Source organism: Cutibacterium granulosum, from assembly GCF_900186975.1.
Classification (GTDB): Bacteria; Actinomycetota; Actinomycetes; order Propionibacteriales; family Propionibacteriaceae; genus Cutibacterium; species Cutibacterium granulosum.
The window spans coordinates 1,331,447-1,346,409 of sequence record NZ_LT906441.1 but is presented as its reverse complement, the minus strand read 5'-3'; the positions used below and the strand labels follow the sequence as shown (position 1 = coordinate 1,346,409).

13 protein-coding genes, 1 pseudogene and 1 CRISPR repeat array are annotated in these 14,963 nt (G+C 65.3%); of the genes and pseudogenes, 7 read left to right on the top strand and 7 right to left on the bottom strand.

The features are described from left to right. Positions 1-2: 2 nt before the first annotated feature. The 3 genes from cas1e to CKV91_RS05690 all read left to right on the top strand — a co-directional run bounded on the left by cas1e (position 3) and on the right by CKV91_RS05690 (position 4,620). Positions 3-941 (top strand): type I-E CRISPR-associated endonuclease Cas1e, encoded by a 939-nt coding sequence (cas1e, locus tag CKV91_RS05705; protein ID WP_021105458.1) that lies wholly within the window; start codon positions 3-5, stop codon positions 939-941. 2 nt (positions 942-943) lie between these two features. Beyond that, complete coding sequence (gene cas2e / locus CKV91_RS05700; RefSeq protein ID WP_036957345.1) at positions 944-1,288, top strand: type I-E CRISPR-associated endoribonuclease Cas2e; 345 nt, start codon at positions 944-946, stop codon at positions 1,286-1,288. Positions 1,289-1,342: 54 nt separating this feature from the next. Beyond that, positions 1,343-3,264: direct repeats of the CRISPR family, unit length 29 nt; unit sequence GTCTTCCCCGCCTACGCGGGGGTGAGCCC. Positions 3,265-4,380: 1,116 nt separating this feature from the next. Then, on the top strand, positions 4,381-4,620 hold the full coding sequence (locus tag CKV91_RS05690) for a hypothetical protein (protein WP_036957343.1): 240 nt from the start codon (positions 4,381-4,383) through the stop codon (positions 4,618-4,620). Positions 4,621-4,683: 63 nt separating this feature from the next. On the opposite strand, the gene CKV91_RS05685 is transcribed toward CKV91_RS05690, so the two are convergent. Next, the gene (locus CKV91_RS05685) at positions 4,684-4,842 is read right to left on the bottom strand and encodes a hypothetical protein (protein ID WP_157738748.1); all 159 of its coding nucleotides are present in this window, start codon (positions 4,840-4,842) and stop codon (positions 4,684-4,686) included. 240 nt (positions 4,843-5,082) lie between these two features. Between CKV91_RS05685 and CKV91_RS05680 the strand changes: the two genes are divergently transcribed. Then, the gene (locus tag CKV91_RS05680) at positions 5,083-5,355 is read left to right on the top strand and encodes a 5'-methylthioadenosine/S-adenosylhomocysteine nucleosidase family protein (protein WP_065860742.1); all 273 of its coding nucleotides are present in this window, start codon (positions 5,083-5,085) and stop codon (positions 5,353-5,355) included. 78 nt (positions 5,356-5,433) lie between these two features. Here the strand turns inward: CKV91_RS05680 and CKV91_RS09390 are convergent, their stop codons facing one another. Beyond that, positions 5,434-5,646, bottom strand: coding sequence for a hypothetical protein (locus CKV91_RS09390; RefSeq protein WP_157738746.1), 213 nt, complete (start codon positions 5,644-5,646; stop codon positions 5,434-5,436). A gap of 258 nt (positions 5,647-5,904) precedes the next feature. Continuing rightward, a complete protein-coding gene (locus tag CKV91_RS09385) occupies positions 5,905-6,075 on the bottom strand; it encodes a hypothetical protein (protein ID WP_021105452.1) in 171 nt (56 codons plus the stop codon). A 443-nt stretch (positions 6,076-6,518) separates the two neighbouring features. Between CKV91_RS09385 and CKV91_RS05675 the strand changes: the two genes are divergently transcribed. Both CKV91_RS05675 and CKV91_RS05670 read left to right on the top strand, forming a co-directional pair. Then, the gene (locus tag CKV91_RS05675) at positions 6,519-7,355 is read left to right on the top strand and encodes an ABC transporter ATP-binding protein (protein WP_065860741.1); all 837 of its coding nucleotides are present in this window, start codon (positions 6,519-6,521) and stop codon (positions 7,353-7,355) included. Between the two features lie 6 nt (positions 7,356-7,361). Then, entirely contained in the window at positions 7,362-9,962 is a 2,601-nt protein-coding gene (locus tag CKV91_RS05670; protein WP_065860740.1) for an ABC transporter permease, read from the top strand. 51 nt (positions 9,963-10,013) lie between these two features. Here the strand turns inward: CKV91_RS05670 and CKV91_RS05665 are convergent, their stop codons facing one another. From CKV91_RS05665 to CKV91_RS05650, 4 genes are all read right to left on the bottom strand, one after another. Next, entirely contained in the window at positions 10,014-10,739 is a 726-nt protein-coding gene (locus CKV91_RS05665; RefSeq protein WP_063284291.1) for a hypothetical protein, read from the bottom strand. Continuing rightward, positions 10,736-11,332, bottom strand: coding sequence for a sugar O-acetyltransferase (locus CKV91_RS05660; protein WP_197691348.1), 597 nt, complete (start codon positions 11,330-11,332; stop codon positions 10,736-10,738). The genes CKV91_RS05665 and CKV91_RS05660 overlap by 4 nt, the downstream gene beginning before the upstream one ends. A gap of 345 nt (positions 11,333-11,677) precedes the next feature. Next, a complete protein-coding gene (locus CKV91_RS05655; protein ID WP_063284293.1) occupies positions 11,678-12,925 on the bottom strand; it encodes an alpha/beta fold hydrolase in 1,248 nt (415 codons plus the stop codon). A 4-nt stretch (positions 12,926-12,929) separates the two neighbouring features. After that, a complete protein-coding gene (locus tag CKV91_RS05650) occupies positions 12,930-13,613 on the bottom strand; it encodes a hypothetical protein (protein WP_157738744.1) in 684 nt (227 codons plus the stop codon). A gap of 662 nt (positions 13,614-14,275) precedes the next feature. Between CKV91_RS05650 and CKV91_RS05645 the strand changes: the two are divergent. Further along, positions 14,276-14,947 (top strand): annotated as a pseudogene (locus tag CKV91_RS05645) (HNH endonuclease family protein); the annotation flags it as partial. Positions 14,948-14,963: the final 16 nt, after the last annotated feature.

The following is a 14,963-nucleotide window of genomic DNA, read 5'->3' as shown; positions in this document are numbered from 1 at the left end:
CGATGGGCAAATCGATCCCGGGCGCGAGACCTGCCGAGGTCCAGGAGTTGGCGCGCGCCCAGGATCGGCTCAGCTTCATCTACATGGAGCATTGCATCGTCAACCGCGACTCGAATGCCATCACGGCGTCGAATCAGCAGGGCACCGTGCATGTTCCGGCGTCCATGATCGGAGCGCTGTTGTTGGGCCCGGGAACGAACGTCACCCACCAGGCGATGGTGCTGCTGGCCGAGTCCGGCGCGACGACGCTGTGGGTCGGCGAACAAGGCGTCCGTTACTATGCCCACGGGCGTCCTCTCGCCCGAACCACCCGGCTACTCCAGCTCCAGGCCGAGGCCGTCACCGACCGCAAGAAGCGGTTGGCGGTTGCGCGGCGCATGTACGAGATGAGGTTTCCCGACGATGTTGCCACGGGACTAACGCTGCAGGAACTCCGAGGCCATGAGGGAGCTCGAGTCCGTCAGGCGTATCGGGACGCAGCGGTCAAGTTCGGCGTCGACTGGGACAAACGCAGCTATAAGGTGGAGGATTTCGAGTCATCCGACCCGGCGAACCAGGCTCTCACCGCAGCGACGACCTGCCTCTACGGAGTCGTCCATTCCGTCATCGCGGCGCTGGGGCTGTCCCCCGGGCTCGGGTTTGTGCACACGGGCCATGATCGGTCGCTCGTCTATGACGTCGCCGATCTGTACAAGACGTCGCTGGCGGTACCAGTCGCGTTCGAATGTGCAGCGAACGGGGACGTTGACGACATCCCTGGCGCGACGCGACGAGCCATGCGCGACGCCATTCACGAGTCGAAGCTCCTGAGCAGGTGCGTGGAAGACATCCATACCCTTCTCGACGCTCCGGGAGATCCCGATGACGGATACGGGTGGGACGTCGTCGACCTGTGGGACGACCGCGTGGGTACGGTCGCCTCAGGGAGATCGTGGGCATAGCCGTGGTCGTGCTCGTCCTCACTGCCTGCCCTGCAGGGCTGCGCGGTCATCTCACGCGGTGGCTGCTCGAGATCAGTCCCGGCGTGTTCGTCGGGCATGTTCCTGCACGGATCAGGGATGCCCTCTGGAGCCGAGTCGTTGAAATGTGCCACGACGGGCGGGCGATCCTCGTGTATTCGGTGCGCGGCGAGCAGCACTTCGAGTTCCGCGTGCATCGACATGACTGGGACGTCGTCGACTTCGACGGGCTGAAACTCATGCAGAGGCCAAACAATAGGGCACACACCTCGACACTGCGGCCAGGATGGAGCTCAGCCGCGCGGCGACGTAGGACGACCAAGCGCTAGATCGAGTACACTTGTATCTAGGCAAAGCTCCTGCATCAGCCGTAGTCGGCTGGTGTCTTCCCCGCCTACGCGGGGGTGAGCCCCGTAAGATCATCCGTCATTACTGGAATCAGGAGTCTTCCCCGCCTACGCGGGGGTGAGCCCAGAAAAGGATATCGAAAACATGCACGCAGCAAGTCTTCCCCGCCTACGCGGGGGTGAGCCCCGTGGTGAGGTTGTCGCTGGCCTCATGGGCAAGTCTTCCCCGCCTACGCGGGGGTGAGCCCTCGTGCACGCTCGTTCGATGAATACGGATTCAGTCTTCCCCGCCTACGCGGGGGTGAGCCCACCTCGACCGCTGGACAGGTCCACGCCGGGATGTCTTCCCCGCCTACGCGGGGGTGAGCCCATGGTGCCGTGTGGATGACGCATGTTCGGTGCGTCTTCCCCGCCTACGCGGGGGTGAGCCCCCCTTCGGCTTCCCGACGTTCACGACCCGACGGTCTTCCCCGCCTACGCGGGGGTGAGCCCCGGTACAGGCGTCCCGCCTCCATGTCCGCAGCCGTCTTCCCCGCCTACGCGGGGGTGAGCCCCCAGACCGCATCGTCTGCACCAGAAACTCGGAGTCTTCCCCGCCTACGCGGGGGTGAGCCCGAATACAAGGATCATTGGACCGCCGAATACATGTCTTCCCCGCCTACGCGGGGGTGAGCCCGTCGTCTCCTCCTGTTCCTGTTGGGCATCCAGGTCTTCCCCGCCTACGCGGGGGTGAGCCCTCGTCCAGACTCCAGCGGTTCCGAGTGAGTTCGTCTTCCCCGCCTACGCGGGGGTGAGCCCTTGTGTCCACCAAGCTTGACAATGACCTGTATGTCTTCCCCGCCTACGCGGGGGTGAGCCCCATTCCAACCACGCTCGAGATGAGCCAGATTCGTCTTCCCCGCCTACGCGGGGGTGAGCCCGACACCGAGGCAGCCGAACTACTGGCAGGGCTGTCTTCCCCGCCTACGCGGGGGTGAGCCCGTGCCGTCATTGGGCACATACCAATTGTCCCAGTCTTCCCCGCCTACGCGGGGGTGAGCCCTCCGGTGTGGTGAAAATCACCAGATCCTCGGGGTCTTCCTCGCCTACGCGGGGGTGAGCCCCGCGTCCAGGTCGAAATCGGCGGCATAATCTCGTCTTCCCCGCCTACGCGGGGGTGAGCCCATCAGATCGCCTGCCGAGGGGGTGTGTCAACGTCTTCCCCGCCTACGCGGGGGTGAGCCCCCGGGCCACCGGGCCAGCCGTCGACATTCACCGTCTTCCCCGCCTACGCGGGGGTGAGCCCTCGGGGTCGGTTCCTAAGCTGCTGCGCCTGTCGTCTTCCCCGCCTACGCGGGGGTGAGCCCGTTCCCGTGCGATAAACCCTGTTGAGACCCACGTCTTCCCCGCCTACGCGGGGGTGAGCCCGCCCGATCCGACGACATGATGCATGCCGGTGAGTCTTCCCCGCCTACGCGGGGGTGAGCCCGGTGTCATCACCGACATGGGGCGTTCGCGTTTGTCTTCCCCGCCTACGCGGGGGTGAGCCCGCATCGCCGCTAAGTTCGTCATCGTGGCCAACGTCTTCCCCGCCTACGCGGGGGTGAGCCCGACCACACCGATCCCGGAGCCTTTCCGATCGCGTCTTCCCCGCCTACGCGGGGGTGAGCCCCACCGTCGGCGTATCGCGTCATCGTCACCAAAGTCTTCCCCGCCTACGCGGGGGTGAGCCCTGGAAGCAAAATACAACCACGGCGAGCCATTCGTCTTCCCCGCCTACGCGGGGGTGAGCCCCTTCGCCGAACGCAGCTGGTCCACCAGCCACGGTCTTCCCCGCCTACGCGGGGGGGTGAGCCCGGACCGGCGATCGCCTACGACGTCCTGGTGAGGTCTTCCCCGCCTACGCGGGGGTGAGCCCTTCTGTCCGGCCTGCCACCGGAACGCCTCGCAGTCTTCCCCGCCTACGCGGGGGTGAGCCGGTCGGCGCACTGGCGACCGCTGCCGCTGAGCTGGCCATTCATCATGACTCCCATCGGATACGAGGCCCGTTGTTGATCGTCATGGTCGTTGCGGTCGCTATCGGAGGGATCACTCAACTGGTTAGCGCACTGCTGTAACTCATCATCTATAGGAGAAGGACAGGCACAATGAACAGACTTCGGATCATTGGCAGACTCATGGCAGGTATGTGCCTCTTGACCGGATGCTCGCATACGCAGTCCACCCCGGCACCCTCTCCACGCGACCCAGGGCGATCAGCGGCCAGCACTCCCGCTACGGCGGCGAGCAGAAACACCGCGCAGAAGGCGGCACCGTTCAGTGGCGCATGTGTCAAGACCGACAAGATCGACCTCAAACGAGTCGATACAGCTCCCAAGGTTCAGTGGATCAAGGACGGCAAGACAGGAATACCTCTGACGAGCCAAGGCCCGTTCGAGGTATCCGGCGATGACCAGCGCTGCTTCTCTCCGTCACTGGCTGGTGCCGCAGCGGCAGCCAGTAACTTCTTGGCTCGGGAGGCTGCTACCAGTGACACGAGGACGTCGGTCTACACGCACAATGCTCAGCCGGCACAAACCCCAGCCGAGATTGCCACGGCCAAAAGAGGCCCGTGGGTGCAGGTGATGGGATTCAATTTCGCGCAAGTATCAGACGATGGGAAGCACGTCACCGTGCATCTACACATCGCGTGTCCTGATCCGCGAGACCGCAGTCGCGTCGTGGGTCTGACTGATCCTGTCGCGGTGGTATGGGTCGGCAACGACTGGAAGCTCGACATGCCCGCCTATGAGAAGACGACTCCAGTTCTGAATTCAAATGAGGACTTCACGCCATGGCACCAGTAATGAATACAGTGCTGGCTCCTATGAGCGGTTGGGGAGGTGCATGGGACTGGGCGTCGGGTCACGCGGCGTATCTCGACCCTGTCCATGATGTCGGGTTGCTGTGGGGTGCCGCGAAAAATAGCGCCGGTAAAGCGGCGTCTGCTGCCGTTTTACCCGCCTACGCGGGGGTGAGCCGGAGTTACTCACTCAGATGAGGAGGGCGAGATGAGTGAGTTTGTTCCCGACAATGGTGTTCGAGTGACCGACGAGATGGTTCGCCAATGGGCGAGTGAGGCCGAGTCCGGTTTTGAGGGGTTGCAGGTCGAGCCGTTCGAGGGCCGAGCTTGGGAGGAAGTGGAGACTGAGCCCCTGGAGCCTCGCACGATCCGGGTGAGTGCCAGCGTGTGGAGGCTGATCGAACGGGACGCGTCTCGGCAGGGCATGACCGTATCCGCGTGGACCCGTCAAGCGCTGACCCGCGAGGTCACCCAGACTCTCAAAGCCAGCTGAGCCCTAAACTGCCGCGCGGCCCTCGGGGCCGCATGCCCTCTAAAAGCCTCTGGGCGTCCTTCCTCACGTGAGCTGGTCGCGGAGGGCGCGTTGGGAGGGCGTCAGTAGTGCCTCGGGCATATAGGTGACCTTGAGGGCGTCCAGGGCGGCGCGGTCGTCGGCGCTGATGTGGGTCTGTGCGTGGTTGCGTCCGGCAGTCGTAGCGAGTCGGCTGCTGGTCACGTTGGTGCCGACGGCGCCACACACGGGGCATTCCCCCGCACGCCAGTGCGGGAGGGTAGAACCACAGCGTCGAGCACTTTACCATCGAGATATTCGCGGCGGAGGCGAGTCCACTCTCGAGCCCACGCTTTCTTCAGATCGCCGTAGGTGCTCATTCAAATCCTGGCAGCATAGGGCCGCGGGGCTTCCTCGGTTTCCCTCGCCCAATCCTTGCGGGCACGTCTTCCCCGCCTACGCGGCGTGGTCGTGGGCCCCTTAGCCTCGGGTGACGTCTTCGTGCCGGGCGACCGACTCGATGCCATGCTGACCGATTGCCCCGATGCGGTCGCCGTCGACATGGAGTCGACGGCGATCGCTCAGGTCTGCCGCTCCTTCGATGTCGGCTTCGTATCGACCCGCGGCATCTCCGACCTGTGCGGGCCGGCTGCCAACGAGGAGCACCCTGAACGCGTCGAGGGTGCGAGTGAGCGCGCCGCCAGCATTGTGGTGGAGCTCTTGGAGACCGAGTCCTGACAGGAGGACGCAGCCAGGGCCGACGGCACCACGAGAGCCGCGCACCTGGCGGCACGCGGCTCTCGCCCTCCTGGCGCCTCAGCCCTGCTGGGTGAGCTGCTTCACCCACTGGTGGACGTTGGCGATGTCCTCGGCATCGCCCCCGTCTGCACCGGCGATGCCGAGGAAGCCGACGACCTCGTCACCACGCATGAGCGGGGCACCGGCGTCGGACTTCTGCAACTCCATGCCCTGGGGCGCGGAGAACCAACTGATCCAGTGACCATTGGCCCTCGACGGTGGCCTCGGCACGGCCCACTGATGCCAAGTGGCCCGCACCACGCGGGCCATTGATGGCGACGACGCTGAGCTTCTCACCCTCGCGCGGGGCCTGTGGGCTGAGCTTCGCCACCGGAGTGTCCTTGACCGGGGTGGCCAAGTGAATCAACATGGCCTGGCTCTTGGACGGATCATTGGGGGTGAAGTAGTGGCGCTCGGTGATCGCGGTCCGATGACCGGATCCGTCAACGACCTCGGTGCTCTTCCCACACCGAGCGCTGTCGGACCAGGTCAGCGCCCATTCGGGGCAACCAGGACCGCGCTGCAGCGATGCTCACCATCGGGCGCACTCAGCGCGACGATGCCCGGGTTGGTAGTGGACTCACCGCCGGTCGCCGCCTGGGCCACCCCACCACCCAGGGGCAGCGAGAGGGCACCGACGACGGGGAGGAACTTACGCATGGACAGACATCCTTTCTGTTTGAGAATGATTCTCGGTAGTATTCAGCTATGGATCCCCAGCCAAGTCAAGGCCCAGCACGTGCTCTGGACAGGTCCTCAGAGCTTCAGGTTGTCCGACAGTTCCAGCGCGTAGCGCACCAGCTCAACCGGATGCCCGACCCGCCTTGGCGATCTCGTACTTCTCCTTCTTGAGGCCATAGGCGCCCGCGGTGCCCCAGTAGCCACTGGACGAGCGCAGTGGCATCCTCGGTGATGACGAGCAGACCCAGAATGGTGTCACTCACCCGGTTGCGGGAATCGACCTAGTGCACTCCCGGCTCTCGCCGATAGTGACAGCGTTGATGGGAGCGTGAACACGGAGATGTGCGGGCTCATCGTGGCACACGTAGTACACTGTGGTCTGACGTCATTCCACCTCATTCATCCAGTCACAGGAGACCGTCATGGCGCCGACCGCCGCTGCCGCCGATGAACTCGTCAAGACTTACGGAACCGGAGATGCCGTCGTCAAGGCCCTCGACGGGGTGAGCGTCACCGTCGAGGTCGGTGCCCTCACCGCGGTCATGGGTCCGTCGGGATCGGGCAAATCGACGCTCATGCACTGCATGGCCGGGCTCGACCGCCCCACCTCAGGCCGCGCCTTCATCGGCCAGACCGATGTCGCCACCCTCACCGACAGGAAGCTGACGCTGCTGCGACGTGAACGGGTCGGATTCATCTTCCAGCAGTTCAACCTCGTGCCAACCCTCACGGCCCGCGAGAACATCCTTCTTCCCCTGGCCATCGCCGGACGCAAGCCCAACCCGCAGTGGTGGGACACCGTCATCGACGTCGTCGGACTGGCCGACCGGCTCGACCACAAGCCCTCCGAGCTGTCAGGTGGGCAGCAGCAGCGCGTCGCCTGTGCGCGCGCCCTCGTGGGCCGACCCGAGATCATCTTCGCCGACGAGCCCACCGGCAATCTGGACTCCATGAGTGCCACCGAGGTGCTCGGCTTCCTGCGCCGGTCGGTCGACGAGTTCGGCCAGACCATCGTCATGGTCACCCACGACCCCGTCTCGGCCTCGTATGCCGACCGGGCGCTGTTCCTTGCCGACGGGCGCATCGTCGACGACATCTGTCATCCCACCCATGACGCCGTGCTCACGACGATGAGCCGCCTGGACCCGCGCCGCCACCCGTCGATCGACTCCGGGCCGGACGACGGCCCGTCCCCGCACCGGGCGAAGACAACCGGTGGCGAGCACGTGCCGGCCGCCCGCCGTGTCGAAAGGCCCTGAACCACCATGTGGAAGGCCACCTTCACCTCCCTGTGGAGCCGCAAGCTTCGGCTGTTCATGTCCACCTTGGCCATCGTCTTTGGCGTCGCCTTCGTCTCGGGATCGTTCGTCTTCGGCGACATGCTCCGGTCCACCTTCAACTCCATCGTCTCGGGGTCCGTCTCGGACGTCGAGGTGTCCAAGAACACCGAGGACGCGGTGCAGGGCGACGCGACGAAACCGTACCCGTTGACACCGGCCGTCGTCGACAGGATTCGCACGATCGACGGTGTCAAGGACGCCCAGGGCACCGTCACCGAGACGGGAACCGTCCTCATCGACCGCGACGGCAAGGCCATCACCAGTTTCGGGCCGCCCCAACTGGGCTTCAGCTGGCAGACGACCCCGGCCCTCGGCGGCCAGCAGGGCGTCCACGTCGTGTCGGGCCACGAACCGCGTGCCGACGACGAGGTGGTCGTCGATCCGCAAACCCTCGACAAATCCGGCCACCATGTCGGCGACAGGGTCAAGGTCATCACGAGCCGAGCCGGCACCGTCCAGGCGAAGCTCGTGGGCACCGCCACCGTCGGTCAGAGTGGGTCCGCCGGGGCCAGCTACGTGTTCTTCACAACGCACCGCGCCCAGCAGCTCTTCCTCAAGGGCCACGACGCGTTCACCGGTGTGGCCACGGTCGTCGAACCGGGCGCCGACCGGGCGACCGTCGCCAAGGCCGTCCAGAAGGTCCTGCCGAAGGGATACCAGGCCAAGGACGGCAAGGTCGTCGCCGATGAGCAGATGAGCGTCATCGGCAAGGCCCTCGGCTTCGTCGACATCTTCCTGCTCGTCTTCGCGGGCATCTCCCTGCTCGTCGCGAGCTTCCTCATCGTCAACACCTTCACCATTCTCGTCGCCCAACGCTCCTCCGAGCTGGCGCTGTACCGGGCCATGGGGGCCAGTCGCGGTCAGATCAGGGCGACCGTCCTGGTCGAGGCCCTCGTCGTGGGCGCCGTCGGGTCAGTGCTGGGTCTGTTCGGCGGCCTCGGTCTGGCCGTGGCCATCAAGGCGATCATGGCCGCAACCGGATGGGACATCGGGCAGACGACGCTCACCCTGGGCGTCAAGGCCATCGTGGCCTCGCTCGTCACCGGCATCCTCGTCACGCTCGTCGCCGCCCTGCTTCCGGCTGCCCGGGCCACCCGCATCTCTCCGGTCCAGGCCATGACCTCGGCCCGAACCGAGTCCGAGGTCGGATTGGGCAAACGGGCCGTCATCGGCTCCGTCATGGCCGCCGTGGGCGTCGTGGGGATCGTTCTGGGGGTGCTCGACGTCGTGGGCAAGCCAGTGGCCTGGGCCGGGGCCGGCATGGCCCTGACGATGATCGGCGTCGCCCTGGCCTCGCCCCTGCTCGGCCGTCCGGTCATCTGGATCGTCGGCAAGGTGTACCGAGCGACCTTCGGCGAGGTCGGCAAATTGGCCGAACTCAACTCGATCCGTCAGCCCCGACGCACTGCCGCGACCGCATCGGCCCTCATGATCGGGCTCACCCTGGTCTCCCTCATGGCCGTCTTCGGGGCCTCCTCGACGCGCTCGGTGACCAGCCAGGTCACCGACACGCTCCGTGGCGACTTCATGGTCGGCCGACAGGGATTCGAGGGGTTTCCCAACCAAGTCCGCACCAAGGTGGCCGCCGTCCCGCAGGTCAAGGACGTCCACGCCATGAAGATGGCGCAGATGCTCGAGATCCCCGCCGGCCACACGACCCCGCCCAAGGAGTACTTCACCGACGCCACGGGACGTCACATGCGCGGCATCGCGGGCATGGAGGCGACCTCGCTGGACAAGATGTCCCCCCAGAAGGTGACGAAGGGACGCATGTTCCGCACCGACGGCGAGATGATCGTCGACGAGAAGGCGGCAGAGAAGAATCACCTGAAGGTGGGGTCGTCCTACCGGTTGTGGTCAGTGGATGCCCAGCGTCCCATGACGCTCACCGTCGTCGGCATCTACACGACCGGCAAGGGACAGCCCATCGCCACCATGTGGGTCTCGACGAGCACCCTCACCTCGGCCGGTCTGGGCGACAAGGACACCTTCCTGTCGATTTACCTCAAGCCGGGCACCGACCACGAGCAGGCCCACAGGGCCCTCGACGCGGCATTGGCCGATATGCCGTTGGTGAGCGTCATGGACGTTGGCCAGTACACCGACCAGATCCTCGTCAACGTCAACCGGACCATGGCACTGCTCTACGCACTGCTGGGACTCAGCATCGTCATCGCCGTGCTCGGCATCGTCAACACCCTGGGTCTGAGCATCATCGAGCGCACCCGGGAACTGGGCCTGTTGCGTGCTATCGCCCTCACCCGCCCGCAGGTGCGCCGGATGATCACCCTGGAGTCGGTCGTCATCGCCTTGCTGGGTGCGGTGGTCGGGGTCGGTCTGGGAACCGTCTTCGGCATGGTGCTGCAACGTCTGCTCGCCGACCAGGGCATCGACAAACTCTCGATCCCGTGGCTGCAACTCGTGGCCTTCCTCGTGGCCGCGGCGCTCGTCGGGGTGCTCGCCGCGCTGTGGCCGGCGCACCGGGCGGCCCGCACGAACATCCTCAAGGCCATCGCCACCGAGTGAGGTCTGCCGGCGGGTCCTCCACACACCTGGCGGCGGTCGCCAGCGGCCCTGTCATCGGCGAGCTTGCCTCAGCAGGGTGCGGACGCGGTCGGGATCGTCGGCCATATCAAGGGTGGCGAAGACGTTGGAGACATCCACCTCGGGACGCTGCCAGCCGATGGTCGCGGCGTGGGCGGCCAGGGCGACGCAAATTTCCTGACAACCGTCGATGATCCACTCGGGGTCGACGTCCGGGTTGACGTGACGGGAGAACTCGGCGGCGTCGTGCTGCTGTGCCGCCAGGATCGCCGACAAACCACTGCGCAGCTGCTCAACGGCCTCCTCCCCCATGGTGGAGACGACGACGGGGTCGGCCATGTCACGACGAACCCGCTCAACCAGCAGGCCGGGGACCTCGTCGGAGGTGAGCCCCTCGTGGTCGAAGAGCCAGTCGGGCAGGTACACCTCGACGGTGTCATCGTCGACCTGTTCGACCCGCTTGACCACGGCGTCGAGCAGGCTGACGCCGAGCATGATCGCGCCCTCGAGCTGACAGAGCGGGGTGAGGGCGATGGCGATCGCGGCTCGTCCGGACTCGAGTGGGTCGATCTGTTCACCCCGCTCCTGGGCTCGCAGCTCCTCTTCGCTGGCCCGGCGCAACACCTCGAAGGACTCGGCCGGCGGAATCTGCACGGATTGCGGATCGGCCTCGACGTCGTCGGTCTCCGGGAGCTCGGCACCGACGGAGTCAGGATCGCACCAGTTGACCGGGAGATCCGGGATGTCGTTCATGGTCATTCGCCTTTCCTGTCATAGACCGATCCGATGACGCGCGCCGGATTGCCGACGGCGATGGATCCGGCCGGGATGTCCTTGGTGACGACCGCTCCGGCTCCGATGACGCTGTCCTCACCGATGGTGACACCGGGGCAGACGATCGCGCCTCCGCCGAGCCAGACATTATTGCCGATCGTGATGGGTTTGGCAGCCTCCAGGCGATCCCGACGCAGGTCCGGGTCGATGGGGTGGGTGGGAGTCAGCAACTGGACGTTCGGGCCGATCTGACAGTCGGTGCCGATGCGAATCTCGGCGACGTCGAGAGCCGTCAGGTTGTAGTTGGCGAAGCTGCGCGCGCCGAAGTGGATGTTCTCACCGTAGTCGACGTATAGCGGCGGCTTGATGACGGCATCCTCTCCGAGTTCTCCGAGGAGTTCGGCCAGCAGAGGGATGGCGCTGTCCGGATCGTTGAGGAAGGCCCGGTAGTAGGCGTCAGCCAGCCTGGCCCCGCGCTCGGCGATCCGGGAGCTCTCCGGGTCGTCGGCGATGTAGAGGTCCCCGGCGAGCATCCGTTCCCGGTTCGTGCGGGGGTCCCCTGCGAAGTGGTCAGTCATGGGGTCAACGGTATCGGGAGGGCATGAAGGCATCCCCTGAACCTCGAATACCGGCTAGTACTACACGGAGCTGCCAGAAAACCTGGATGGTGACGTTGCCATCGGGTTTTCGGAGCGTTTTTTGGCAGCTCCGTGTAGTGGAAGGCCGTGCAGCGAGGCTGTGAGAGGAATGCGCCCCTGGGATCACCCAGTTGGGCCACCTGGGCCAATCCCCGCCCTGCCACGTCCACCTGTACCAGTTGTGTCCCCTGCGCCAGCAGATCTTGACGGGGGACACAGCTGGCGCAGCTGAAAATGAAGGTCACGGGAAAAAGGGGCGCCCGGTACCCCGGACGCCCCGCAACCTCACCTGACGAGCTCTCCCTTGACGAGCTTGATGAGACGGTCGAGAACCGCACCGCCTGAGGCATTCGACCCATTGTGCTCATATTCAGTCGTCACCCAGGCATGCATCTGCGGCAGTAAGGCTGCCGTTTCGACGGAAAACTGGCGCGGCACATAGGCGTCGTCGTGGTACACCGCCGCAGCACAGGGCACCTCGGCAGCCCGGAGGGCGTCAGCGTCATACAGCTTCGGCCACGGATGGTTCGCAATGAGATTGGCAACCTCCTTCCACGGCCGCAGCTCCTGGTCGGTGTCGAACCACTCCGGCATGACGTGCTCACCGGTCAACAGGGTCGGATCCTGCTGGAAGTCCTCGGGCAACATCCGCGCGGCCGACCAGTCGGTGACCACACCGTCGGCATAGGATGACTCGTGGATGACGGCGTACAGCGGGTTGCGTCCGCCAAAAGGCAGCAGCCCGGCAAGATCATGGCGGAACGACCGTGAGGTGTGCGGATACTCCAGCAGGTAGTGCAGCTTCTCAGCCCCACCCGAGGCGCCCAGCAGGTGTCCCAACGACCGCAGCCGTGACGGCGTCACGATGTCACCGTTCGGAATGGTGATCTCGCCCTTCTCAGCCAGCGCCATGAGCTCTGCGAACCGCACCCGATCCTCCGGGAATCGCTTGTAGTACTCCAGCGACTTTGCGCGCAGCTGGTCGTAACAGGCGGTGTAGACCTCGTCAGCAGAACGCCCGACTGCCGACAGACCACCCGTGAAGTAACCAGCCGACAGCGACTCCGGGTAGGTGGACAGGTACCTCAGCAGGGTGAATCCGCCGAAGGACTGGCCCAACACCGCCCATTTCTGAACACCAAGGTGACGACGGATGTCCTCACAGTCTTCGACGATCTCGTCGGCACGCAGGTGGGTGAGGTACTCCGCCTGGCTGGCCGGGTCCCCCACTGGCTCACTCACCGGCGAGGACAGTCCAGTGCCGCGCTGGTCCAGCAGCACGAGCTGGTAGTCCTGCAGAGCCCGGGCCAGCCAGCCCGGGAATCCGGGATCCCGCAGCGTCGGACGCGGAGACTCGCACCCCGGGCCACCCTGCAGAAAGACGAGGTACGGCTTGTCGGTGCCGTCAGGAGCAGCGACCAGACGCGCATAAATCTCGACGGTGCGCAGGTCCTCGGGGTTGTTGTGGTCCAACGGGACCCTGAGGCGAATGTCGTCGGTCAGCAGGCCAGGAATGTTGCGGTTCCACGTCATGGCATCAGCCTACGAGGTCCGGAGGCAGACCGAGTCGACTCCGTCGCTCCTCGTCCAGACCCACACCCTCGACACCAAGTTGTATGTGTGACGATGGATTCGTCGCGTCCACGAGAGAGTGTCCGATCAGTGACCAGTACAGGTCGTACATGTCCTCGTCCTCCTCCGGGTCGGGTTCTTCCTCGATCCACGGCAGGAGGTAGTAGTTGACCCCCGTCGACCACGATTCCGCTGCCTCGCGATCGTCCAGCAGGTCGTCGTTGTCGTCCTCCATCAGGTCGGCTGGTGGACGACACATCTCGACGATCACCTGCTCGCGGGCTGCGTTCGTCGCCTGCTGGATCCGTCCTGCCTTGGCCATCGTCGATTCCCCTGGCTTGTCCGGGCCTTGCATCGCTGCTGCCAGTTGGCTCTCCTGTTCCTGGGCCCGCTCCCCCAGTCTCGAAAAGAACGTCCTGAGGTCCCGAAGCATCCCGAATGCTGTCGGGGCGTACTCCTCCCATTCTTCCCAGGCGATCCGCGCCAGCTGACTCAACCCCTCCATGTCGTCGGGCGTCTCCTGCCAACCTTGTCGTGTCCCGTTGATCTCCGCCACAGGAAACCTCCCCTGCCCAGACTGGTTCTGCTCCTGAACCCACCAATTCTCCAAGCTTGGCTGCCACATGTTGTCGTCATGGCTGTGCCGCATGATCCGATGCTAAAGCGGGGGTGAGACACTCCCGAGACGCGATGAGGTCTCCCCTCACTGGCGAGGGCGTCGAGACCGTTCCACATATGACCCACCATGACGCTGGAGTGGAGCGACACTGGTAGTCACATGGCGCTGGGAGGAACTGAGCCCAGGCCAACACGGTATTCTTGTCGTCCTATCCTCGCCCTTGACCTCCAGGAGAACCGATGCCTGGCACGAATCAGCAGCCGTGGGACACCCGCCCCCATCCCCAACCCGGCAGCCTCCCTGCCTCCCAGCAGCCATCCGGTTCACCTGAGCCGGACCCACATCGGCCACCTCGGATGAAGGCGTGGGTGGGGATTGCAGTCCTCGTCATCCTCTTCGGATGGCCGTTCCTGGCCGGCAGGACGTCCTTGGGGCTCATCCTGTGCGCCCTGTTCCTGCTGGGCTCGACCCTGTGGCACCTGGCCTTCGGGCACTCCTGGATCACGCCGTTGTTCGACGCCACTCGCAAGCAGTCGTTGTGGGGTCTGCTCGTCTCCTTCGTCCTGCTTGTCACCGGCGGGGCCATCGCCCCGGCCGACGAGTCGGAGTCGACCGCTCCACAGACACCCTCATCTGCGTCGTCCCCGGCTGGGGATGCCGAGGACCCAATCGCCACACCGAAGCCACATGCCGTGGACAGGCCGAGTGCCACCTCTCACCCCAGTGTCTCTGCGCACCCTTCGACAAGCTCATCGGCCTCCCCGAGGCCACGTGCCAGGACGTCCGGAGCCACCGCTGGCAGCGCACTGGAGATGCTTGCCGCCCTGCCGGTGAAAGGGCGAGCGCCGAAGACGGGGTACTCCCGCCAGCAGTTCGGGGACGCCTGGTTGGACGTCGACCGCAATGGGTGCGACACGCGCAACGACATTCTGCGCCGAGACCTCGTCAACAAGACGTACAAGTCCGGAACCGGCGAGTGTGTCGTCGCCTCCGGGGATCTCCCCGATCCCTACACCGGACGAGTGATTACCTTTCACCGCGGGCAGAAAACCTCGTCGGCAGTGCAGATCGACCATGTCATCGCCCTGTCGAATGCCTGGCAGACTGGCGCCCAGAAGATCCCGCTGCAGCAGCGGGTGGCCCTAGCCAACGACCCGCTCAACCTCCTGGCAGTCGACGGTCCGGCCAATCAACAGAAGTCCGATGCGGACGCCGCAACCTGGCTACCGGCGAACACGTCGTTCCGTTGCGCCTATGTGGCTCGTCAGGTGAGTGTGAAGAAGAAGTACCGGCTGTGGGTGACGCCGACGGAGAAGGACGGCATGACCCGAGTGCTGCGCGGCTGCCCGAACCAGCCCGTGCCCGACGTGGCGAACGCAC

Excerpts from the sequence above, each read along its gene's own strand:
- CKV91_RS05660 (WP_197691348.1), bottom strand. The coding sequence starts at position 11,332 with ATGACTGACCACTTCGCAGGGGACCCCCGCACGAACCGGGAACGGATG.
- CKV91_RS05665 (WP_063284291.1), bottom strand. The coding sequence starts at position 10,739 with ATGACCATGAACGACATCCCGGATCTCCCGGTCAACTGGTGCGATCCT.
- CKV91_RS05690 (WP_036957343.1), top strand. The coding sequence starts at position 4,381 with ATGGTTCGCCAATGGGCGAGTGAGGCCGAGTCCGGTTTTGAGGGGTTG.
- cas1e (WP_021105458.1), top strand. The coding sequence starts at position 3 with ATGGGCAAATCGATCCCGGGCGCGAGACCTGCCGAGGTCCAGGAGTTG.
- CKV91_RS09385 (WP_021105452.1), bottom strand. The coding sequence starts at position 6,075 with ATGCGTAAGTTCCTCCCCGTCGTCGGTGCCCTCTCGCTGCCCCTGGGT.
- CKV91_RS05675 (WP_065860741.1), top strand. The coding sequence starts at position 6,519 with ATGGCGCCGACCGCCGCTGCCGCCGATGAACTCGTCAAGACTTACGGA.
- CKV91_RS05655 (WP_063284293.1), bottom strand. The coding sequence starts at position 12,925 with ATGACGTGGAACCGCAACATTCCTGGCCTGCTGACCGACGACATTCGC.
- CKV91_RS05670 (WP_065860740.1), top strand. The coding sequence starts at position 7,362 with ATGTGGAAGGCCACCTTCACCTCCCTGTGGAGCCGCAAGCTTCGGCTG.
- CKV91_RS05650 (WP_157738744.1), bottom strand. The coding sequence starts at position 13,613 with ATGCGGCACAGCCATGACGACAACATGTGGCAGCCAAGCTTGGAGAAT.